Origin of the sequence: Ancylobacter polymorphus, from assembly GCF_022836935.1 — a bacterium.
GTDB classification, from domain to species: Bacteria; Pseudomonadota; Alphaproteobacteria; order Rhizobiales; family Xanthobacteraceae; genus Ancylobacter; species Ancylobacter polymorphus_A.
The window spans coordinates 88,724-109,958 of the sequence record NZ_CP083239.1; the positions used below are offsets into that span (position 1 = coordinate 88,724).

Here is a 21,235-nt window from a genome sequence, read left to right on the forward strand (position 1 = left end):
CTTTGGCCCTACATATACTCATAACGAGCATAATGGAGAGGACGATGCTGGAATTCGATGTCGCGGCCCCCGCCGAGCGCACCGAATCCTTCGCGCCCGCGCAGGAGAGGCCCGCCCCCGCCACGCCGGCGCTGGGGCAGCTCTATGCCCGCGTCGCCAAGCACGTCACCCCGGCGGAATGGCCGCTGATCGCCCGCGAGGTCGAGGCGATCGAGCGCCTGAAGCGGGAGCGCAACGCCGTGGTGCTCGGCCACAATTACCAGGCGCCGGAAATCTTTAACACCGTGGCGGACATTGTCGGGGATTCGCTCGCCCTCGCCCGCGAGGCGGTGACGGTGGATGCCGACGTGATCGTCATGGCCGGCGTGCACTTCATGGCCGAGACCGCCAAGCTCTTGAACCCGTCCAAGACCGTGCTGATGCCGGATATGGGCGCGGGCTGCTCACTGGCCGACAGCATCACCGCCGCCGATATCCGCCTGCTGAAACAACGCTATCCCGGCGTGCCCGTCGTCACCTATGTCAACACCTCGGCCGAGGTGAAGGCGGAGAGCGATTATTGCTGCACGTCAGGCAATGCGGTGAAGGTGGTGCGCGCGGTGGCGAAGGAATGGGGCGTCACCCGCATCCTCATGCTCCCCGACGAGTTCCTCGCGCAGAATGTGCAGAAGGAAGTCCCCGAGCTGGAGCTGATCGCCTGGAAGGGCCATTGCGAAGTGCATGAGCGCTTCACCCCGCAGGATATTCGCGACCTGCGCGAGAACCATCCCGGCGTCGTGGTGCTGGCGCATCCCGAATGCCCGCCGGAAGTGGTGGCGGAAGCCGATTATGCCGGCTCCACCGCCGGCATGGCGGATTATGTGCGCGACGAGAAGCCGGCGCGGGTGGTGCTGATCACCGAATGCTCGATGGCCGACAATGTGGCGGTGAACCACCCCGACATCGAATTCGTGCGCCCGTGCAATCTCTGCCCGCATATGCGCCGCATCACCCTGCCGAACATCCGCCGGGCGCTGGAGACGATGACGACGCAGGTCGAGATCGACCCCGCTATTGCCGACCGCGCCCGCCTCGCCGTCGAGCGCATGCTCGCCATCCGCTGATCGCGGCCCCCTCGCTCGCAGCCCGGAAAGGCCACACCGTGAGCCATTCGCGTGAGAACATCGTCGTGGTCGGCGGCGGGGTGGCCGGTCTTGCCACCGCGCTGCGGCTGGCCCCGCTCCCGGTGACGCTGGTCGTCGCCGCGCCGCTGGGGGCGGAGGCCGCCACCGGCTGGGCGCAGGGCGGCATCGCCGCCGCGCTGGGCCCCGACGACCGGCTGGATCTGCATGCCATCGACACGCTGGCCGCCGGTGCCGGCCTGTCCGAGCCGGAGGTGGCGCGCCGCGTGGCAGCGGCGGCACCGGAGGCGATCGACTGGCTGGTCGGGCTCGGCACGCCCTTCGACCGCGACGCCGAGGGCGGCCTCGCCCTCGGGCTGGAGGCCGCGCATTCCCGCCGGCGCATCGTCCATGCCGAGGGCGACGGCACCGGCCGCGTGGTGCTGGAAACGCTGACCCGCGCCGTGCGCGCCTGCCCCTCCATTCATGTGATGGAAGGCTGGCGCGCGAGCGAGCTGCTCCCCGATGCGCAGGGCCGCATCGCCGGCATTGCCGCGCGCGACCGCGACGGGCGCACGCTCACGCTCGCCGCCCGCGCCGTGGTGCTGGCGACCGGCGGGCTCGGCGGGCTCTATGCCGCCACCACCAACCCGCTCGGCGCGGTCGGCTCCGGCCTCGCTTTGGCGGCGCGGGTCGGCGCCGTGCTGCGCGATATGGAGTTCGTGCAGTTCCACCCCACCGCCATGGCGGTCGGCGGAGACTCCGAACGGGCCGCCTCCGGTGGCCCTGCGCCCATGCCGCTCGCCACCGAAGCCCTGCGCGGGGAAGGCGCCCGGCTGTTCAGCAGCCGCGGCGAGCGCTTCATGGCCGAGGTGCCGGGGCAGGAACTCGCCGCGCGCGACGTGGTGGCGCGCGCCATCTTCGCCCAGCTCACCGCCGGGGAGACCGTGGTGCTGGACGCGCGGTTGAAGGACATCGAGCGCCGCTTTCCCGGCGTCGCCGCGCTGTGCCGCGCCCATGGGCTCGACCCGGCGGTGACGCCGATCCCGGTGCGGCCGGCGGCGCATTACCATATGGGCGGCATCCGGGTGGACGCGGCCGGCCGCGCCAGCGTGCCCGGCCTGTGGGCCTGCGGCGAGGTCGCCTCCACCGGGCTGCACGGCGCCAACCGGCTCGCCAGCAATTCGCTGCTGGAAGCCTTGGCCTTTGCGCGGTGGATCGCGCAGGATATTGCCGGCGAAGAGGCCGCGCCCGGCACGCCGCGCGCCCCCGCCGCGCCGCGCCCGGGCTCCCCGGCACGCGCGGAAATCCGCGCGCTGATGGACCGGCAGGTCGGCGTGGTGCGCGACGCCGAGGGGCTGGCTTCCGCCGCCGCCCGGCTCCGCGTGCTTTCCGCCCGCGACGGCTGCGACCTCTCCCTGGTAGCGCTGGCGATCACCGAAGCCGCGCTGCGGCGGTGCGAAAGCCGAGGCGGGCATTTCCGCGCCGATCACCCCGCTCCGGCGGCGCTGGCCCGGCATTCCGAGACGCGGCTGGCCGTGCCGTCATCGGACGCAGCCGAGACGCGGCAGGTGGCGTGAGCCCCGCCCTGACATCTACACCATGCCCGGACTTTTCCCGGTCTTCCAAGCCGGCGCCCGCGACGGGATGCCCCTGAACCACCCCTCATCCCCAGGCTAGACCCGGGGATCCAGAAGACTGGGTGACCGGGTCAGGCCCGGCCATGAGGGCCTTGAATGTGAAGCGAGCCGAGCGATGCCATCTGCCCTCTCCCCCCTCCCCCGCCTGATGGTCGAGCCGATCATGCGCGCCGCGCTGCTGGAAGATCTCGGACGCGCCGGCGATGTGACGACGGAGGCGTGCATTCCTGCCGGCGCCCGCTTCGACGCGGTGATCGGCTCGCGCCAGCATGGGGTAATCGCCGGCATCGACGCGGCGGTGATCGCCTTCGAACTGATCGACCCCGCGCTAAAGGTCACGGTCGAGCGCGGCGACGGCGCCGAGGTGGCCCCGGGCGACGTGGTGCTGCGGCTGGAAGGCTCCGCCCGTTCCATCCTCACTGCCGAGCGGGCGGCGCTGAACATCGCCTGCCGCATGTCCGGCATCGCCACCGCGACCGCGGGGCTGGTGGCCATCGCCCGCCAGCACGGCAAGGCGCATATCGTCTGCACCCGCAAGACCACGCCGGGCCTGCGCGCTCTGGAAAAGCACGCGGTGCGCGCGGGGGGCGGCTCCAATCACCGCTTCGGCCTCGACGACGCGGTGCTGATCAAGGACAACCACATCGCCGTGGCGGGCGGCGTGGTGCCGGCCATCCGCGCCGCCAAGGCGCATGCCGGGCACATGGTAAAGATCGAGGTGGAGGTCGACACGCTGGCCCAGCTCGACGCCGCGATGGCGGAAGGCGTCGACGCGGTGCTGCTCGACAACATGACCCCGGCCATGCTCGCCGATGCCGTGGCGCTGGTGGCGGGGCGCGCGCTCACCGAAGCCTCCGGCCGCGTCTCGCGCGAGACGGTGGGCCCGATCGCGGCGACGGGGGTGGACCTGATTTCGGTCGGCTGGATCACCCATTCCGCGCCGATTCTCGATCTCGGGCTCGACGCGGCGGGGGTGTGAGGGGTCTCCCCCCGCACCCCCTCATCCCCGGGCTCGACCTGGGGATCCAGTCTCTCCGCGTGGCCGGCGGGAAGGCGGGGTGGCCGGGTCAAGCCCGGCCATGAGGGAACGAGGAGGCCCCTCCCCTCCCAAGGTCGCAGGCTCAACTCGGCGCGAGGCGCTACGACTGCACTTGAAGAAGGCATGCCGTTGTGCGATGCATATAGGCGTCTGCTAATGGTCATGCGGGAGAGATCGACCGTCCTCCCGGATAAGTGTCGGCGCCGACGGAGCAACCCCCCAGGAAACTCTCAGGCACCAAGGACCGCATGATCAGGACGATCTGGAGAGAGGCGTCGCGCCGGGAATTTCCGGGGTAGGACGCCCACCGAAGGGGAAGCCCGGGATGGTGTGACGGCGTCGCCGTCGGTCCCGGGGCGAGCTCTCAGGTACCGCGACAGATGGGGACAGCCGGCCGAACGCCAAGCGGGGCACCGCGCGTTCGGGCCATGTCGTCCTCAAGCGCGGGAGCCACCCATGCGCCACATTGCCGTTATCGGCGCCGGTATCACCGGCGTGACCACCGCCTATGCCCTCCACCAGAAGGGCTATGACGTCACCGTCATCGACCGCCAGCGCTATTCCGCGATGGAGACCTCCTTCGCCAATGGCGGGCAGCTTTCCGCCTCCAATGCCGAGGTGTGGAACTCCTGGGCCACCGTGCTCAAGGGCATCAAGTGGATGTTCACGCCGGACGCCCCGCTGCTGATGAACCCCAAGCCCTCCTGGCACAAATATTCCTGGATGGCCGAGTTCCTCGCCAACATCCCGAACTACGAGGCCAACACGGTCGAGACCACCCGTCTCGCCATCCAGGCCCGCAACCACATGTTCGAGATCGCCAGGCGCGAGGGGATCGACTTCAACCACGAGACCCGCGGCATCCTGCACATCTACCGCGACAAGGAAGCCCAGGATAACGCCCGCAAGGTGTCCGCCCTTTACGCCCGTGGCGGTCTGGAGCGGCGCGAGGTGACGCCGGAAGAAATCCGCGCCATCGAGCCGACGCTGCACGGCAAATACTATGGCGGCTTCTTCACCCCGTCCGATTCCACCGGCGACATCCACAAATTCACCTATGGGCTGGCGGAAGTGTGCCGGCGCCATGGCGTGCAGTTCATCAATGAGGCCAGCGTCGAGCGCGTCGTCCACACCGGAACGGGCAAGGACGGCACCGGGGTGGAGGTGACCTTCTCCATCGCCCCCGACGCCGAGGACGCGCTGCCGCGCCGCGAGACGCTCGCCTTCGACGGCGCGGTGATCTGCGCCGGCATCGGCTCGCGCGCCATCGCCGCCGGGCTCGGCGACCGGGTGAACATCTACCCCGTGAAGGGCTATTCCATCACCGTCATGCTCGACGATGAGGCGAGCCAGATGGCGGCCCCGTGGGTGAGCCTCTTGGACGACAAGACCAAGATCGTCACCTCGCGCCTCGGCAAGGATCGCTTCCGCGTCGCCGGCACGGCGGAGTTCAACGGTGAGAACCGCGACATCCGCGCCGACCGCATCCGCCCGCTGGTCGACTGGACCCGCAAGCTGTTCCCCGGCGTGAACACCGCCCGCGTGGTGCCGTGGGCCGGGCTGCGGCCGATGATGCCGGACATGATGCCGCGCGTTGCCGCCGGCAAGAAGCCGGGCGTGTTCTACAATACCGGCCATGGGCATCTGGGCTGGACGCTCTCCTGCGCCACCGCCGAGATCATCGCCGCCAAGGTGGCGGACGCCCTGCCGGTGGAAGCGCCCGCCCCGATGCTGCGCATGGCGGCGGAATAAGCCGGCCGGCCCCGCCGCGCGCGCGGCGGGGTGCCCGCACCACCCGCTTTCCGAACCCCCGCCCCGGTCCGCGTTTCCGCTCCGGGTCTTGAGAGAGCCGACCCTTCCGGCTCCCGCCCCGCCCCCGGACGAACGCCGGGGGCGGGCTTTTTTAAATGGGTGAATGCCAACCAGCCGGGCCGGCCGGCGCGATCCTACCCCGACCCTAGCCCTCCCCCTGATGACCCGGGGCGGCCTGCACAAGCTGGGTTTCCGGCGAGTGGACAATGTTAAGATAACGTTCGAACTGCACCAGCACATCGGTGATGATCTGGTCGGGCGCCATGCCCATCACATCATAGCCGCGCCCGCCGCTGGAGAAGTATGTCCGCGCCTCGTAGCGGTATTCCGGCTTGCCGGCTCCCGCCGTGAGGACCGTCGGCAGGCGGTGGGCCACCGCACTGACCCCATAGACGAAATCGCGCACGTTCTCGGCCGGGGAGCGTAGCGCGACGGCGCCCTTTTCCTCGTCATGCACCTCGGCGACCCGTCCGCGGCGCGTCAGCTCCTGCGCCACCTGCTCCAGCGCAGGGCGCACCTGGGCCGCGATGAACCGCTCGATCTCGGCCTGCGTCGGCGCATGGAGAATCAGCGCGAGCCGGCGCTGCCAGGTGACGCCGGCCGCCGGGGCGCTCGGCACGGAGAAGGTCTGGCCGGCATGCGCCCGCTGCTGGGCGATATCGGCCCGCATGCCTGCGAACAGCGCCCATACCAGCGCCAGCATGACGAAGGTGAAGGGCAGCGCGCTGGCGATGGTGGCCGATTGCAGCGCACCCAGCCCGCCCGCCAGCAGGAGCCCCGCGGCGACCGCCCCCTCCAGCGCGCACCAGAACACGCGCTGGCCCGTCGTCGTCTGCGTCTCGCCGCCGGCCGCGATGGAATCGACGACAAGCGAGCCGGAATCCGACGAGGTGACGAAGAACACGGCGATCAGGACGATGGCCAGCGTCGACGTGACAACCGGCAGCGGAAGGTATTCAAAGAACTGGAACAGCCCGACCGAGACATCCGCCGCCACAGCCCGACCGAGCTCGCCAGCGGCCACGCCTGTATCAATGAAGATAGCGGTGTTGCCGAAGACGGTCATCCAGAAGAAGGTGAAACCGGCCGGAATGAAGAGCACCGCGACCACGAACTCGCGCACCGTGCGGCCACGCGAGATGCGGGCGATGAACATGCCGACGAAGGGCGACCAGGAAATCCACCAGGCCCAGTAGAACAGCGTCCAGCCGTCGATCCAGGGCGTCGGTTCATAAGCGTAGATGTTGAAGGTGCGAAGCACGAGCGTATCGAGATAAAGCCCGATATTCTGCACGAAGTCGCGGAACAGAAGCTCGGTCGGCCCCATCACCAGCACGAACAGCATGAGCAGGATGGCGACAACGAGGTTGAGCTCGGAGAGGATCCGCACGCCCTTGTCGAGGCCGGTGACGACGGACACGGTCGCGAGGCCGGTGATGACTGCGATCAGCGGCAACTGCACCTCGGGACCGACGGGTAGTCCGGTGAGATAGCTGAGCCCGGCATTGATCTGGCTCACCCCGAGGCCGAGCGAGGTGGCGATGCCGAACATCGTGCCGACAATCGCAAAGATGTCGACCGCATGGCCGATCGGCCCGTTGATGCGCTCCTTGAGCAGGGGGTAGAGGCCGGAGCGGATGGTCAGCGGCAGGTTGTAGCGATAACCGAAATACGCCAGCGAAAGGCCGACCACGGCGTAGATCGCCCAGGCGTGGATCCCCCAATGGAAGAACGTCACCGACATGGCCTCGCGCATCGCCGCGATCGAGCGCGGCTCGGCGGTGGGGGGCTGCATGAAGTGGGTCATGGGTTCGCCGACGGCATAGAACATGAGGCCGATACCCATGCCCGCCGCGAACAGCATCGCGATCCAGGACGAGAACCGGAAATCCGGCGTCGAATCGTCCGGGCCCAGCTTGAGCCGTCCGAAATCACCGAGGCAGAACAGCAGAACCGCAGCAAGGAAGATGCCGACCGCCAGCAGATAAAGCCAACCGAACCCCGCCAATATCCGGCTCTGCAAACCGCCGAAGATCGCGCTGGCTTCTTCCGGAGCAATCACGCCGACAGCAAGAAACAGAGCAATTATAAGGACGGACCCGAAAAAGACGGGTGGATTGATGATGAAAGGTCTGAACATCTTAAGCCCCTTCCCCGCCCCAGCCTCTAACCTTGCGGCATCAAGGCGACCCCAATGAGCCTCCCATTTAAGCAAATGATGAGCCCGCGCACACACCGGGCCCGGCGCGCATGGGGAAAAGTCGGGCAGAGGCGACCTACGGACCCGGGCCGATGCTGGATTTTGCGCCAACCGAACCGCTCGATGCCGCCCCTCTGCGCGCCCGTGTCCCGGACGCCTGCAGTGCCAGCGTAAGGCGCGCCGGGACACGCGCAAACCCCCACGGCAACGCCTCGGGACGCGCGCCACCCGTCCCGTTCCCGGATCGGCGCGACGCTGCGTGCCGCTGGTCCGGGGAACGGAACGGGTTCGGCTTGTCGGGGGGAGCGACGGGCCGGGCGGCGGCTCAGAACACCAGCGAGCGGTGCAGTTGCATCCCCGCCCAGGCGCCATCGGCGATGGCGAGGGTGAGCGAGTGCGGTGCGCGCGCGGCATCGCCGCAGGCGAAGGCGCCCGCAATGCTGGTTTCCTTGGTTTCCCCGGTGCGGATTTGCGTGCCGAACGGCGTCTCTTCCAGCGCGCAGCCAAGCACCTCCGCCACAGCCGAGGCCGGCCGGTTGCGCGGGGCGGTGAACAGACCGGCGAAGGCGAGCCGGCGGCCATCGGCGAGAACCACCTCTGCGTGGCCGTCGAGCCGCGCCACATGCGCCTCCTCCAGCGCGATGGCGTGGGCGGCGAGTTCGGCCCGGGTCGCCGAGTCGGGGGTAAAGGCGCCGTTGGTAAACAGCGTGACGGTGCCCCATTCCTTCACCATGAGCGCCTGATGCACCGACAGCGGCGAGGTGGCGATGACGCCGAGGCGACCTCGGTCGAGCTCGTAGCCGTCGCAATAGGGGCAGTGGAACACGCTGCGCCCCCAGCGCTCGACCAGCCCCCCAATGGCCGGAAGCTCGTCGCTGACGCCGACTGCGAACAACAGGCGCCGGCCGCGATGACGCGTGCCCGCCGCGGTGGTGACAGTGAAATCATCCCTCGCGCCGGCCGCGCCCTCGGCCACGCCCTCCGTCCATTCCAGCGTCGGATAGGCCTCGAGCTGCCGGCGGGCGGTTCGGGCAAGCGCGGCCGGGTCGACCCCATCCTGCCCGAGTAGACCGTGCGAGGCGCGGGAGAAGCGGTTGCGGCGCTGGCCGGCATCGATGATCCGCACGCTGCGCCGGGCGCGCAGCAGCTGGAGCGTGGCGGCCATGCCGGCATAGGAGCCGCCGATGACGATGACATCGTGCATATCAGGTTTTCCCTTCGCGCCGTGCGGCATGGCGGCGGCTGAAATCGGCGGCGAGATCCGCCAGGGTGATCTGGCCGAAACGGGCGAGCAGCAGCGCCTCGGCTTCGGCAAAGGCGTCGTCAAGGGCGGCGTTCACCGCCTGCTCGACAAGGCAGAAGGGCATCTCCTGCCGGTTGCCGATGGCGAAGATGGCCGGCTCGCCAAGCGTCTCATGCAGCTGACGCAGGGTGACGGCGGCGAGATCGGCACTGATCCGCCACCCGCCCTGCGGCCCGCGCGCCGAGCGCACCAGCCCGGCCTCGCGCAGCAGGCCCATCGTGCGGCGGACCACCACGGGATGGGTGTGCATGCAGGTGGCCAGTTCCTCGGAGGTCATCGGCCCGTCCCGCTCCGCCATGTGCAGCAGGGCGTGGAGGACGGAGGAGAGACGGCTGTCGCGCTTCATGTAACTTCGTTTATTACGATTTAGACTACGCGGCAAGGGCGCTCACGCGCGGCGCCGGCGCAGATCGGGAAAGACGCGCGGGGGGGCCGGGAGAGCGGCCTCTTTCCCCTTCCCTCATGGCTGGGCTCGACCCGGTCACCCCGCCATCAGGCCTGAGCCAAACGGGAATGCTGGGCCCCCGGGTCAAGCCTGGGGATGAGGGGATGCGGGGTGGACAGGCCCCGCCGCCGGGCAGGCTCTGCCGCTAGAGCTTCACCGACCGCAGCCGCAGTGCGTTGCTGATGACGCTGACCGAGGACAGCGCCATCGCCAGGGCCGCCACCATGGGCGAGAGCAGCAGGCCGAAGACGGGGTAGAGCACGCCAGCGGCGATGGGCACGCCGGCGCCATTATAGAGGAAGGCGAAGAACAGGTTCTGCCGGATGTTGCGCATCGTCGCCTGCGACAGATGCCGGGCGGTGACGAGGCCGGTGAGGTCGCCATGCAGCAGCGTCACCCCGGCGCTCTCGATGGCGACATCGGTGCCCGAGCCCATGGCGATGCCGACATCGGCCGCCGCCAGCGCCGGCGCGTCGTTCACCCCGTCGCCGGCCATGGCGACGACGCGGCCCTGCGCCTTCAGCCTTTCCACCACCGCCGCCTTGTCCTCCGGTGCGACCTCCGCTTCGACCTCGGTGAGGCCGAGCCGGCGGGCTACCGCCTGCGCCGTCACCCTGTTGTCGCCGGTGAGCATGACGACACGGATGCCCTCCTTCGCCAGCGCGGCGAGCGCGGCGGGCGTCGTCGCCTTCACCGGATCGGCGATGGCGAGCGCCGCCGCAAGCTTGCCGTTGACGCCCAGCAGCACCACGCTGGCGCCCTCGCCGCGCAGTTTGTCCGCGCGCGCGGCGAGCGGGGCGGCGTCGATACCCAGTTCACCGAGGAACGCCGCGCTGCCGATGACGACGCGCTTGCCCTCAATGAGCCCATAGGCGCCTTTGCCCACGGGGCTGTCGAAACCACGCACCTTGGGGATGGCGAGACCGCGCGCCTCTGCCGCCGCCACGATGGCATGGGCGAGCGGGTGCTCGGACGGGCGCTCGACGGCGGCCGCAAGGCGCAGCGCCTCGGCCTCCTCGAAGCCCTCCTGCGTCACGATGGCGGTAACGGAGGGTTTGCCCTCGGTCAGCGTACCTGTCTTGTCGACCACCAGCGTGTCGACCTTCTCCATCCGTTCCAGCGCCTCGGCATCGCGGACGAGCAGGCCCATCTGGGCCCCGCGCCCGACCCCGACCATGATCGACATCGGCGTGGCGAGGCCGAGCGCGCAGGGGCAGGCGATGATCAGCACCGCCACGGCGGCGATGAGCGCGTGGCTGAAGCGCGGCTCTGGACCGAACAGCGCCCAGGCGACGAAGGCGAGGAGCGCGCAGGCGACCACCAGCGGCACGAACCATCCGGCGACCTGATCGGCGAGGCGCTGGATCGGCGCTCGCGAACGCTGCGCCTGCGCCACCATCTGCACGATGCGGGCGAGCAGCGTGTCGCGGCCGATCCTTTCCGCCGTGATGACGAGGCCGCCGGAGCGGTTAAGCGTGCCGCCGATGACAGCATCGCCTTCGCCCTTGCTCACCGGAAGGGATTCCCCCGTGACCAGCGATTCATCGAGCGCCGAACGGCCTTCGACCACGGTGCCGTCGACCGGCACCTTCTCGCCCGGGCGTACCCGCAGCCGGTCGCCCACTACGATGTCCGCGAGCGGCACTTCCTCTTCGCTGCCATCGTCGTTCAGCCGGCGAGCTGTTTTCGGCGCGAGGTCGAGCAGCGCCTTGATGGCGCCGGAGGTCTGCTCGCGGGCGCGCAGTTCCAGCACCTGGCCGAGCAGCACCAGCACGGTGATGACGGCGGCGGATTCGAAATAGACCGGCACCGCGCCATCCGCACCGCGGAAGGCGGGCGGGAACAGGCCGGGCACCAGCACCGCGAAAAGGCTGTAGAGATAAGCGACGCCGGTGCCGAGCGCGATCAGCGTGAACATGTTGAAATGCCGCGTCACCACGGACTGCGCGCCGCGCACGAAGAACGGCCAGCCCGCCCACAGCACGACCGGCGTCGCCAGCACCAGCTGGACCCAGTTGGAGACGTTCGGCGGCACGGCATGGTGCAGCGCCGGGATGAGATGCGCGCCCATTTCCAGCGCGAAGACCGGGGCGGCGAGCGCGAGGCCGATCCAGAACCGGCGGGTCATGTCGATCAGTTCATGGTTCGGCCCGTCGTCGAGGCTGACCAGCATCGGTTCCAGCGCCATGCCGCAGATCGGGCAGCTGCCGGGCCCAACCTGCACGATCTCCGGGTGCATCGGGCAGGTATATTCCGTGCCCTCCGGCACCGGCTCAGCAGGCCCCTTGTCGCCGAGGTACTTGTCCGGATTGGCGATGAACTTGGTGCGGCAGCCCGGCGCGCAGAAATAATAGGTGATGCCGTTGTGCTCCGCCTTCAGCGTCGCCGTGTGTGGATCGACATCCATGCCGCAGACCGGGTCCTTGGCCATGTGCGCGGCGGGGGCGTGTGCGTGATCGTGCGGATGGGCAGGGGCGCCGACGTGGTCATGACGGGCGTGGTCCTGAGGGCTGTGATCGTGCACGCCATGCCCGCCGCAGCAGCCGCCGCCCTTGGCGTGTGCGTGATCCGCTGGCTCGCCGTCGCCCGCCTGCCCGTGATGGTTCGCCGCCATGGCACCCTCCTTATACCCCCATGAGGTATCTGACCCTTGCGATATATACCCCATATGGGTATATGGCAAGAATGCAGAACGACACTCGCACAGCCTGTCTGAAACGCCTGAGCCGCATCGAGGGACAAGTGCGCGGCCTCTCTCGCATGCTGGAGGAAGACCGCTACTGCATCGACATCGTTACCCAGGTGGCGGCGGTGCGCGCGGCGCTGAAGAAGGTGGAGGAGGAGGTGCTGCGCGACCATGTCGCGCACTGCGTCGCCCACGCCATCCAGTCCGGCGACGCCGACGCCCAGCGCGCCAAGGTGGACGAGTTGATCGAGGTGCTCGGCAAGCTCAGGTGAGGGGGACGCCGCCTCAGTGCCGCTGAAGCGCGAGGTGCGTGCCGAGCCCCACCAGCACCGCCCCGCCGGCCCGGTGCATCATCTGTTGCGCCCGGCTCGAACGGCGCAGCCGCTCGACCATGGCCCCCGCCAGCAGCACGCAGACAAGATAGGCCGTGGTGAACATCACATTCACCAGGGTGCCAAGCACGAGAAACTGCGCCCACACCGGCAGGCTCGCCGCCGGGTCTATGAACTGCGGCAGCAGCGCCACGAAGAACAGCGCCGTCTTCGGGTTCAGCACCTCGACAGCCACGCTCTCCACGAAGGCGCGGCGGGAGGATTTTCGCCCGGGCGCCGAGAGCGCGAGGGCCTCGCCCTTGGACTTCGCTCGGAACATGCCGATGCCGAGCCAGATCAGATAGGCCGCGCCAACGAGCTTCACCGCCATGTAGAGCAGCGGCACGGCATGGAAGAGAACGGAGAGGCCCCCGGCCGCGGCGATGACGTGAGCGTAGCAGCCCAGATGCAGGCCCAGCACCGCCATCACGCCGGAGAGCCGGCCGCGCGCCAGCGTCTGCGCCGCCGTGTAGAGCATGGCTGGGCCGGGAATACAGGCGAAGAGGCCCGCCGTGGCAAGGAAAGCGAGAAAAAGATCGGTGCGCGGCATGGCAGCTTCCGGAAACAGCACTGGCGAGAGAGGCGACGCTAGCACATCCGCGCGCCGCGCCCCCTACCCCCCATACAGCCCCTTATACTGTTCGCGCAGCAGGTTCTTCTGCACCTTGCCCATGGTGTTGCGCGGCAGATCGTCGAGGAAGATGACGCGCTTGGGCAGCTTGTAGCGCGCGAGCCGCCCTTCCAGCGCCTCCAGCACTGACTGCTCATCCAGCGCCGCGTCGGGGCGGGCGATCACCACGGCGGTCACCCCCTCGCCGAAATCGGGATGGGGCAGGCCGATCACCGCGCTCTCGATCACGCCGGGCAGCGCGTCGATCTCGGTCTCGACTTCCTTCGGGTAGACATTGTAGCCGCCCGAAATGACGAGGTCCTTGCCGCGCCCGACGATCTGCACATAGCCATCTGGCCCGACAAGGCCGAGATCGCCGGTGACGAACCAGCCATCATGGAACTCCGCCGCCGTCTTCTCCGGCATGCGCCAATAGCCCTTGAAAATGTTGGGGCCGCGCAGCTCGATCATGCCGATCTCGCCGGTGCCGAGCACCTCTCCGCTCTCGGACGCCACCACGCGCAGTTCCACGCCGGGCAGCGGGAAGCCCACCGTGCCGGCGATGCGCTCGCCCTCATAGGGGTTGGAGGTGTTCATGCCGGTCTCGGTCATGCCATAGCGTTCGAGAATGGCGTGGCCGGTGCGGGCGCGCCATTCCCGGTGCGTCTCCGCCAGCAGCGGCGCCGAGCCGGAGATGAACAGCCGCATGCCGGCCGCCGCCTCGGGGGTCAGCTCGGGGGATTTCAGCAGCCGGACATAGAAGGTCGGCACGCCCATCAGCACGCTCGCCCGGCCCATGAGCGCGAGGATGCGCGCCGGGTCGAACTTCGGCAGGAAGATCATCGACGATCCCGCCGCCAGCGTCACATTGATGGCGACGAACAGGCCGTGGGTGTGGAAGATCGGCAAGGCGTGGATCAGCACGTCGTCCGGCGTGAAGTGCCAGGCCTCGGCCAGCGCCTGCGCGTTTGAGGCGAGGTTCTCATGGGTGAGCATCGCCCCCTTGGAGCGGCCGGTCGTGCCTGAGGTGTAGAGCAGCGCGGCGAGGTCGTCCGGCCCGCGCGGCACATCCTCGAAGGTGCTGCGGCAGGCCTCGGCCGCCGCGCGCAGCGTGCCGTGTCCGTTCGCATCCAGTGTGACCACCTGGGCCACGCCACGGGCGCGGGCGAGGGGCGCCAGCACCGCCTCGCTGGCGGGATCGCAGATGAAGATCGCCGGTTCGGCATCGCCGAGGAAATAGTCGACCTCGGGCGGCGTATAGGCGGTGTTGAGCGGCAGGAACACGCCGCCGGCCCGCACCGTGGCGAGATAGACGAACACCGCCTCCAGGCTCTTTTCCGCCTGCAGCGCCACCCGGTCGCCGGGCTTCAGGCCCATGGCCACCAGCGCATTCGCGTAGCGGGCTGTGCGCCGGTCGAGCTCGGCATAGGTGAGGATGGCCCCGTCCGCCGTCTCGGCGAAGACGCGGGAGGGGTCGGTGCCACCCGCGCGCAGGTGGTCGATCAGATGATTGGTCATGAGCAGGGGATCACGGGCAGGAGGTCACGGCGGCGAGTTGAGCCTCTCCCGCCGTGGCGAGGGTGGCAGTGGGTGGCGGCGCGGCCGTTTGAGGCGCGGCGGGCGCCGCACCGGAGGCGAGACGCGGGCAGGTGGCGTGAAGCCCGAGCGAAGCTACATAGGAGGCGCGGATCGTCGTATTGGCGAAGCGCGCGTTTTCGATATAGGCCCGCAGCGTCGCCGCCACCTGTTCCCGCGAGGGCTTTTCCATCGTCGGCCACTGGCTCTTCGGCACGCTGCCGAACAGAGCGATGGCGTCCCAGCCCTGGGGGCGGTTGATGGAGGCGACGGTGGAGGGCGTATCGAGATTCTTGTAGGTCCAGAAGCTCCAGCCGAGGCCGAAGCGCTCATTGAGCGTGCGGAATTTCTGGTTCCAGTCGTCGTTCAGTTCGCCGGTCTCGCCGATGAAGATCGGCACCTGCCAGCGATTGGCGAAGTTGACATATTTCTGGATCGAGCTGCGCTGCGGGCCGGCCCAGAACATGTGGTAGGTGTAGCCGAGATTGTCGGCGAAGGGCTTGCCGAACACGTCGAAATTCGTGCTCCACTGCGCCCCCGCCAGCATGATCGGGTGGTTGGGATCGACCGCGCGGATCGCCTCCACCAGCTCGCGATAGAACGGCTCCAGCCGCGAATTGAGGAAATCCGTGTCGTGATAGGGGGTGATCGGCTCGTTGAGCAGGTCATAGCCCAGCACCGCCGTCTCGTCCTTGTAGCGCTCGGCGATGGCGCGCCACATGGTGAGCGTGCGCCGCTTGTATTCCGGCACATAGAAGGTGAGCGGGTAGCCGACGCCGTCATCATGGTTCACGCCGGTCTGCCCGCCGGGGGCGGCGTGGATGTCGAGGATGAGCTTGATGTTATGCGCCTTGGCCCAGCCGACCAGCCGGTCGATCCGCGCCCAGCCCTCGCCCTTCGGGTCGACCTGGTCGGGATTGGCGGGGTCGAGGAAGAATTTCCAATGCAGCGGCACGCGGATGGTGGAGAAGCCGGAGGCGGCGAGGAAGGCGACATCCTCTTCCTGGATATAGGCCTCGCGGAAATCCTTCCAGAACCGCGCGGCCTCCTCCGGGCCGGCGAGGTACTCGATCACGTCCTCGATATCCTGCGGCGAGCGCTGGACCGTGAACTTGAACATATAGCCTTCCGGCAGCAGCCAGTTGCCGAAGCTCATCCCCTTGATATTGAACGTCGATCCGTCCGGATTGACGAAACGCGTGCCTTCCGCCCGGATGAAGCCGGGGGCAGACGCGGGCGCGCCCACAGGCGCCACCGGCGCGGCGGTGGTCGCGGAACCGGCCGGCGCGGCCGGCGTGTCGGTCAGCGCCAGGGCGGGGGCGGCGGCGAGAAGGAGGGCGGTGGCGAGGGGAAGAGCGCAGCGGATCATGGACGGCAACCTAGTAAAGCCCGCGCGCGGCGGCAATGGCCCGCAGGGAAGCATGAGGCCGATCCCGCGCAGCGGCAGCCGAATGGCGCGGCGGGCGCCCGGCGGGCATCGCCGGCGGTTCTGAGGTCAGTGGCCAGTCATGGCCGGCGCCGGCAGACCGGCGGCGGCCGGGCATAGGCATGTCTTTCGGCGAGGGCCGCCTGCTCTTCGCGCCCCGCCGCGCGTGGCGACGGCGCGGGCCAAGGACCGGCGGCCGGGAGAGCAACACGCGGCCGATCCGAGCATCACGACACGGGTTTTGAGCGCGGGGGGAGGGCGTCACATCCTCCTTCCGGGGGCGCACCCACGGCGGACGGCAATTTCCCCGCCCGGTTTCGGTAGCCTTTTCCGGCGCCGCGAACAAGGTGAGCCGCAAGCGAAACGAGCGGGAGCAAGCCGGCGCACGCTCAGCGTGCCTCTCAGAGGCTCGGGTTCCGGAGCGCAGTCGCCGTGGACGGAACCGGAGCGGCCGGCGGTAGCGGGGGCGTGGCGGTCACCTTGCCGTTCTCGCCCTTTCCGCCACGGTGACAGCGCGCGCGCGGCAGGCTAAGCGTGAGGCTCCCGCCTCCCGCCCCCGGCAGATCCCTGACCTCCATGTCCTATCTCATCTACGCCGCCATCCTGCTTGTCGTCGTGGCCTTGTTCGCGCTGATCACCGCGCGCGGACGCGTGCATCCCTTCCTCGCGCTGGTGCTCGCCGCCTTCGCCTTCAACCAGGGCGTCGGCTGGTCGCTGAGCTTCGTGGTGAAATCCTTCTCCGTCGGCTTCGGCCAGACGCTGGCGGCACTCGGCATCATCGTGGTGACAGGGGCGCTGATGGCGGAAATCGCCGACGGGACGGGGGCCACGGCGCGGCTGCAGCAGAGGGCGCGCGGCTGGCGCACCCGCTCCGGCCCGCTCGCCGTGCTCGGGCTGATTGGCGGCATGGCGTCCACCCCGGCGGCGGCGTTCGCGGTGCTGAACCCGCTGCGGCGCGGCATGGGCGGCGACAGCCCGCGCTCGGCGCTCACCCTCGGCCTCGCCCTTTCCGCCGGCCATGGCCTGCTGATCCCGGCCCCCACCGTGCTGGCGAGCCTCACCATATTGCGCGCCGACTGGGGGCTGGCGGTGGCGGTCGGCCTGCCCCTGGCGCTGATCGCCGGGGCCTTCGGGGCGCTGTGGGCGAAGGGCTGCGCCAGCGGCGCGCCCAACCCGCTGGACACCACCGCCGGCATCAAGGGCGCGAGCCTGCACGCGTCGCAGCGCGGCGCGCTGGCGCTGCTGGTCGTCAGCCTGGTTCTGGTGGCGATGCTCATCGTGCAGGCGCTGGGCGACATCGCCTCCGAACCCTTCGGCGGCGGCAATGACCGGCATTTCATCCTGGCGCTGGGCAGCCCGGCGCTGCTGCTGGTCACCGGCGTCGGCCTGCTGCTGCTGCTGAGCTGGAGCTGGGAAAAGGGCGGCCTCTCCGAGGCCGGCTGGGCCGGGCGGGCGGTGACGAAGGTGGCGCCGCTCCTCCTCATCCTCGGCGCTGCCGGCGGCCTCGCCAAGGTGGCGCAGGATGTCGGCATGGCGGAGATGACGGCGGAATATCTCATTCCCCTCGCCCCCGCCTCCGGCGCGCTGGTGCTGGTGCTGCCCTTCGCGCTCGCCGCCACCATCAAGATCCTGCAGGGTTCCTCGCTGGTCGCCGCCATCACGAGCGCCGGCATGATGATGGAACTCGCCGCCCCGCTCGGCCTCGGCGACCCGATGGGGCGCGTTCTTGCCGCATTGGCGGTGAGCGCCGGCGCCATGACCGTGCCGCAGATCAATGACGGATTGTTCTGGCTGGTGACGCGGGCCGGGCGCTTCACCCCGCCGGCGGCGCTGGCGCTGTTCTCCGGCGGGGCGCTGCTGCAGGGCGGGCTGATCCTCGTCTGCCTCATCGCCGTCCGGCTGGTGGCCGCCTGAACCACGCCTGTTTTCGAGGAACCTGCGCCGATGCTGCGACGCCGTGACCTGCTGCTCTCCGCCCTTGCCGCCGCCAGCCTGCCCGCCCTCCCGCTGACCGCGCGCGCGCAAGCCGCCGCCGCCGCGCCGCTACCGCCCTCCGGCACGCCGCGCCTGCCGGCGGACTTCGTCTGGGGCGCCTCCACCTCGGCCTACCAGATCGAGGGCGCGGTGGCGGAAGGCGGGCGCAAGCCCTCTATCTGGGACGTGTTTTCCCACACGCCCGGCCGCATCGCCGACGGCACGACGGGCGATGTCGCCTGCGACCACTACCACCGCTATGCCGACGACGTGACCCTGATGGGCGATCTCGGCTTCAAGGCCTATCGCTTCTCGCTCGCCTGGCCGCGGGTGACGCCCGACGGCACCGGCGCGGTGAACGCGGCCGGGCTCGACTTCTACGACCGGCTTGTCGACAGCCTGCTGGCGCGCGGCATCGCGCCCATGGCCTGTCTCTACCACTGGGATCTGCCGCAGGCTTTGCAGGAACGCGGCGGCTGGCACAATCGCGACATGGCGAACTGGTTCGCCGACTATGCCCGCGTCGCCGTGCAGCGGCTCGGCGACCGGGTGAAGCCGTGGGCGATGCTGAACGAACCCTCTGTGCACGCCATTTTCGGCCATGGCTTCGGCAATCACGCGCCCGGCCTCACCGGCTGGGACAGCTATGTGAAGGCCCAGCACCACCAGAACCTCGCCCAGGGCACCGGCATCGCCGCCGTGCGGGGAATGCACCCCGACCTCAAGCTCGGCACGGTGCTGTCGCTGCAGCCGATCTTTCCGGCCTCCCAGGACCCGGCCGACATTGCAGCGGCCGCGCGCTTCGATGCCTGCTGGAACACGATCAATCTCGACCCGCTGTTCCATGGCCGCTACCCTGAACTGTTTGCGGACGCCTTCGCGCCGCTGGTCCAGCCGGGCGATATGGCAACAATCCGCGCCCCGCTCGATTTCCTCGGCGTGAACTATTACGGACCGTCCTATATCCGCCACGACGCCAACGCCTTTCTCGGCCAGGCGAGCTGGGGCGCGCTACCGCCGGACACGCCGCAGACGCTGCTCGGCTGGCCGATCAGCGCGCAGGGCATGGTCGAGGTGCTGGCCCGGCTGCGCGACACCTATGGCAACCCGCCGGTGTTCATCACCGAGAACGGCGCCTGCTATGAGGACCCCGCGCCGGTGGACGGGGTAGTGGCCGACCCGGAGCGGACGGAATATTTGCGCGCGCATCTCGTCGCCGCCGGCGAGGCGATCGCCCAGGGCTGCGCGCTCAAGGGCTATTATGTCTGGTCGCTGCTCGACAATTTCGAATGGGCGGAAGGCGAGCGCCGGCGTTTCGGCGTGGTGCGGGTGGATTTCGCCACCCAGCAGCGCACGCCCAAGCAGTCCGCCCGCTATCTCTCACGCCTGATGAAGGCGCAGGGCGGGGTTACGGCACCCTGAGGTATCCGGTTAACAGACCGACATGCGGCCGACACATATGTCGGTCATTTGACGGCGGGTGCCCCACGGCCCTTTCTATGTGATACCTAACCGCATGGCCGGCTCGCAGGCCGACGCACGAGACAGAGCACAGACGCATGCAGACAGACGATCCCGCCGTCGCCGAAATCGTCGCCTTCATCTCCGGCGAGGTCGGCGTGGATGCGAGCCTGCTCACGCCGGACACGCCGGTGGCGGAGCTGGGCATCTCCTCGCTCGACCTGATCGAGACGATCTTCAAGCTGGAAAGCCGTTTCGGTATCGAGATTCCCAATGACGGCCCGCTGAGCGGCAGCGAGGTCACGGTCGGCACGCTGGTCGACCATGTCGCCGAGCTGCTGGCGGCGCAGAAGGCGAAGACCGCCTGATGGCCGCACGCGTCGCCGTCACCGGCCTCGGCTCGCTCTCCGCGCTGGGCAATGATGTCGCCGCCCATCTCGCCGGCCTGCGTGCCGGCACGGTGGGCATTGGCGAGACCCAGGGCCTCGATGTCTCGGCGATGAAGACGAAGATTTCCGCCGAAGTGCGCGGCTTCGTGCCGGAGGAGCATTTCGAGCCGCGCCAGCTTGGCCTGGTCGACCGCACCTCGCAATTCGCCGTGGTCGCCGCCCGGCAGGCGCTGGCGCAGGCGGGCCCGGCCTTCGAAGGCGTGGCGCGCCACCGCATCGGCGCCATCTTCGCCGCCTCGGTCGGCTTCCATGCCGTCGATGACAGCTACCGCAAGCTCTATGCCGAGGGCGCGCCGCGCCCGCACCCCTTCACCGTGCCCCGTGCCATGCCAAGCGGCCAGGTGAGCCATGTCACCATGGATCTCGGCATTCACGGCCCGGCCTTTTCCATCGCCTCGGCCTGCTCCTCCGCCGCCCATTCCATCGGCACCGCCTTCCATATGGTGCGTTCCGGCATGCTGGATGTCGCGCTGGCGGGCGGGGGCGAATCGCAGATCACCTATGGCATGCTGAAGAGCTGGGAGGCGCTGCGCGTGCTCTCCCCCGAGGCCTGCCGCCCCTTCTCCAAGGACCGCTCCGGCCTCGTCATCGGCGAGGGCGCCGGCGCCGTGGTGTTGGAGAATCTGGACCGGGCGCGGGCGCGCGGCGCCACCATCCATGCCGAGATCGTCGGCTTCGGCATGAGCGCGGACGGCATGGACATCACCGCCCCGGACATGGCGAGCGCCGCCGCCTCGATGCGCTTCGCGCTGGAGGATGCCGGGCTGGCGCCGGAGGCGATCGGCTATGTCAGCGCCCATGGCACCGCCACGGCGCTGAACGACAAGACCGAGGCCGCCGCGCTGCGGCTGGTGTTCGGCGATCACCTCGCCCGGCTGCCGGTATCGTCGTCCAAGTCGCAATACGGCCACACCATGAACGCCTCCGGCGCGCTGGATTTCGTCACCACCGTGCTGGCCCTGCGCGAGGGTTTCCTGCCGCCCACCATGGGCTTTCGCGAGGCCGACCCCGAATGCGACCTCGACTGCGTGCCCAACGCCGCGCGGGAGGCGGCGATCGAGGCGGCGATCTCGTCCAGCTTCGCCTTTGGCGGGCTGAATGCGGTGCTGGCGGTGAAGCGGTACGAGGGCTAGGCGGCCGTTCC

Annotated in this window: 16 protein-coding genes and 2 riboswitches; of the genes, 9 read left to right on the plus strand and 7 right to left on the minus strand. The window is 69.3% G+C overall.

Annotated elements, in window-relative coordinates; translation table 11 throughout:
• The first annotated feature begins 44 nt into the window (after window positions 1-44).
• The 4 genes from nadA (at window position 45) to K9D25_RS00410 (ending at window position 5,531) form a co-directional block, all read left to right on the plus strand.
• Window positions 45-1,103: a quinolinate synthase NadA gene (gene nadA, locus K9D25_RS00395; protein ID WP_244378186.1), complete on the plus strand. Its 1,059-nt coding sequence runs from the start codon at window positions 45-47 to the stop codon at window positions 1,101-1,103.
• 38 nt (window positions 1,104-1,141) lie between these two features.
• Window positions 1,142-2,680 carry an L-aspartate oxidase gene (locus K9D25_RS00400; RefSeq protein WP_244378188.1) on the plus strand — a complete coding sequence of 513 codons (1,539 nt, stop codon included), beginning with the start codon at window positions 1,142-1,144 and terminating at the stop codon, window positions 2,678-2,680.
• A gap of 175 nt (window positions 2,681-2,855) precedes the next feature.
• Complete coding sequence (nadC, locus tag K9D25_RS00405) at window positions 2,856-3,719, plus strand: carboxylating nicotinate-nucleotide diphosphorylase (protein WP_244378189.1); 864 nt, start codon at window positions 2,856-2,858, stop codon at window positions 3,717-3,719.
• A gap of 215 nt (window positions 3,720-3,934) precedes the next feature.
• Window positions 3,935-4,036: riboswitch (glycine riboswitch) on the plus strand.
• A 3-nt stretch (window positions 4,037-4,039) separates the two neighbouring features.
• Window positions 4,040-4,161, plus strand: a riboswitch (glycine riboswitch).
• Between the two features lie 74 nt (window positions 4,162-4,235).
• Window positions 4,236-5,531 carry a D-amino acid dehydrogenase gene (locus K9D25_RS00410; RefSeq protein WP_244378191.1) on the plus strand — a complete coding sequence of 432 codons (1,296 nt, stop codon included), beginning with the start codon at window positions 4,236-4,238 and terminating at the stop codon, window positions 5,529-5,531.
• Window positions 5,532-5,736: 205 nt separating this feature from the next.
• Here the strand turns inward: K9D25_RS00410 and K9D25_RS00415 are convergent, their stop codons facing one another.
• The 4 genes from K9D25_RS00415 to K9D25_RS00430 form a co-directional block, all read right to left on the minus strand.
• Window positions 5,737-7,731 (minus strand): BCCT family transporter, encoded by a 1,995-nt coding sequence (locus K9D25_RS00415; protein WP_244378192.1) that lies wholly within the window; start codon window positions 7,729-7,731, stop codon window positions 5,737-5,739.
• 385 nt (window positions 7,732-8,116) lie between these two features.
• Entirely contained in the window at window positions 8,117-8,995 is an 879-nt protein-coding gene (locus K9D25_RS00420; RefSeq protein ID WP_244378193.1) for an NAD(P)/FAD-dependent oxidoreductase, read from the minus strand.
• A 1-nt stretch (window position 8,996) separates the two neighbouring features.
• Window positions 8,997-9,440 carry an RrF2 family transcriptional regulator gene (locus tag K9D25_RS00425; protein ID WP_244378194.1) on the minus strand — a complete coding sequence of 148 codons (444 nt, stop codon included), beginning with the start codon at window positions 9,438-9,440 and terminating at the stop codon, window positions 8,997-8,999.
• Between the two features lie 244 nt (window positions 9,441-9,684).
• Window positions 9,685-12,153, minus strand: a complete 2,469-nt coding sequence (locus K9D25_RS00430) for a heavy metal translocating P-type ATPase (protein ID WP_432207902.1) — start codon at window positions 12,151-12,153, stop codon at window positions 9,685-9,687.
• 71 nt (window positions 12,154-12,224) lie between these two features.
• Here K9D25_RS00430 and K9D25_RS00435 point away from each other — a divergent pair, with 71 nt between their 5' ends.
• Window positions 12,225-12,497: a metal-sensitive transcriptional regulator gene (locus K9D25_RS00435; protein WP_244378195.1), complete on the plus strand. Its 273-nt coding sequence runs from the start codon at window positions 12,225-12,227 to the stop codon at window positions 12,495-12,497.
• Between the two features lie 13 nt (window positions 12,498-12,510).
• Here K9D25_RS00435 and K9D25_RS00440 read toward each other — a convergent pair whose 3' ends face one another.
• From K9D25_RS00440 to K9D25_RS00450, 3 genes are all read right to left on the minus strand, one after another.
• Window positions 12,511-13,146 (minus strand): LysE family translocator, encoded by a 636-nt coding sequence (locus K9D25_RS00440; protein WP_244378197.1) that lies wholly within the window; start codon window positions 13,144-13,146, stop codon window positions 12,511-12,513.
• Between the two features lie 63 nt (window positions 13,147-13,209).
• On the minus strand, window positions 13,210-14,724 hold the full coding sequence (locus tag K9D25_RS00445; protein WP_244378199.1) for a malonate--CoA ligase: 1,515 nt from the start codon (window positions 14,722-14,724) through the stop codon (window positions 13,210-13,212).
• A gap of 10 nt (window positions 14,725-14,734) precedes the next feature.
• Window positions 14,735-16,150, minus strand: coding sequence for a glycoside hydrolase family 5 protein (locus tag K9D25_RS00450; RefSeq protein ID WP_244378200.1), 1,416 nt, complete (start codon window positions 16,148-16,150; stop codon window positions 14,735-14,737).
• A 633-nt stretch (window positions 16,151-16,783) separates the two neighbouring features.
• On the opposite strand from K9D25_RS00450, the gene K9D25_RS00455 reads away from it, so the two are divergent.
• From K9D25_RS00455 to K9D25_RS00470, 4 genes are all read left to right on the plus strand, one after another.
• Window positions 16,784-18,121, plus strand: coding sequence for a GntP family permease (locus K9D25_RS00455; protein WP_244378201.1), 1,338 nt, complete (start codon window positions 16,784-16,786; stop codon window positions 18,119-18,121).
• A 30-nt stretch (window positions 18,122-18,151) separates the two neighbouring features.
• Complete coding sequence (locus tag K9D25_RS00460) at window positions 18,152-19,603, plus strand: GH1 family beta-glucosidase (RefSeq protein ID WP_244378202.1); 1,452 nt, start codon at window positions 18,152-18,154, stop codon at window positions 19,601-19,603.
• Between the two features lie 137 nt (window positions 19,604-19,740).
• Complete coding sequence (locus tag K9D25_RS00465) at window positions 19,741-20,010, plus strand: acyl carrier protein (protein ID WP_244378203.1); 270 nt, start codon at window positions 19,741-19,743, stop codon at window positions 20,008-20,010.
• A complete protein-coding gene (locus K9D25_RS00470; protein WP_244378204.1) occupies window positions 20,010-21,224 on the plus strand; it encodes a beta-ketoacyl-[acyl-carrier-protein] synthase family protein in 1,215 nt (404 codons plus the stop codon). The genes K9D25_RS00465 and K9D25_RS00470 overlap by 1 nt, the downstream gene beginning before the upstream one ends.
• Window positions 21,225-21,235 lie beyond the last annotated feature (11 nt).

Coding starts and splice junctions, on each gene's coding strand:
- K9D25_RS00470 (WP_244378204.1), top strand. CDS start 20,010: ATGGCCGCACGCGTCGCCGTCACCGGCCTCGGCTCGCTCTCCGCGCTG.
- K9D25_RS00455 (WP_244378201.1), top strand. CDS start 16,784: ATGTCCTATCTCATCTACGCCGCCATCCTGCTTGTCGTCGTGGCCTTG.
- K9D25_RS00460 (WP_244378202.1), top strand. CDS start 18,152: ATGCTGCGACGCCGTGACCTGCTGCTCTCCGCCCTTGCCGCCGCCAGC.
- K9D25_RS00410 (WP_244378191.1), top strand. CDS start 4,236: ATGCGCCACATTGCCGTTATCGGCGCCGGTATCACCGGCGTGACCACC.
- K9D25_RS00415 (WP_244378192.1), bottom strand. CDS start 7,731: ATGTTCAGACCTTTCATCATCAATCCACCCGTCTTTTTCGGGTCCGTC.
- nadC (WP_244378189.1), top strand. CDS start 2,856: ATGCCATCTGCCCTCTCCCCCCTCCCCCGCCTGATGGTCGAGCCGATC.
- K9D25_RS00445 (WP_244378199.1), bottom strand. CDS start 14,724: ATGACCAATCATCTGATCGACCACCTGCGCGCGGGTGGCACCGACCCC.
- K9D25_RS00450 (WP_244378200.1), bottom strand. CDS start 16,150: ATGATCCGCTGCGCTCTTCCCCTCGCCACCGCCCTCCTTCTCGCCGCC.
- K9D25_RS00440 (WP_244378197.1), bottom strand. CDS start 13,146: ATGCCGCGCACCGATCTTTTTCTCGCTTTCCTTGCCACGGCGGGCCTC.
- K9D25_RS00430 (WP_432207902.1), bottom strand. CDS start 12,153: ATGGCGGCGAACCATCACGGGCAGGCGGGCGACGGCGAGCCAGCGGAT.
- K9D25_RS00465 (WP_244378203.1), top strand. CDS start 19,741: ATGCAGACAGACGATCCCGCCGTCGCCGAAATCGTCGCCTTCATCTCC.
- K9D25_RS00435 (WP_244378195.1), top strand. CDS start 12,225: ATGCAGAACGACACTCGCACAGCCTGTCTGAAACGCCTGAGCCGCATC.
- nadA (WP_244378186.1), top strand. CDS start 45: ATGCTGGAATTCGATGTCGCGGCCCCCGCCGAGCGCACCGAATCCTTC.
- K9D25_RS00420 (WP_244378193.1), bottom strand. CDS start 8,995: ATGCACGATGTCATCGTCATCGGCGGCTCCTATGCCGGCATGGCCGCC.
- K9D25_RS00425 (WP_244378194.1), bottom strand. CDS start 9,440: ATGAAGCGCGACAGCCGTCTCTCCTCCGTCCTCCACGCCCTGCTGCAC.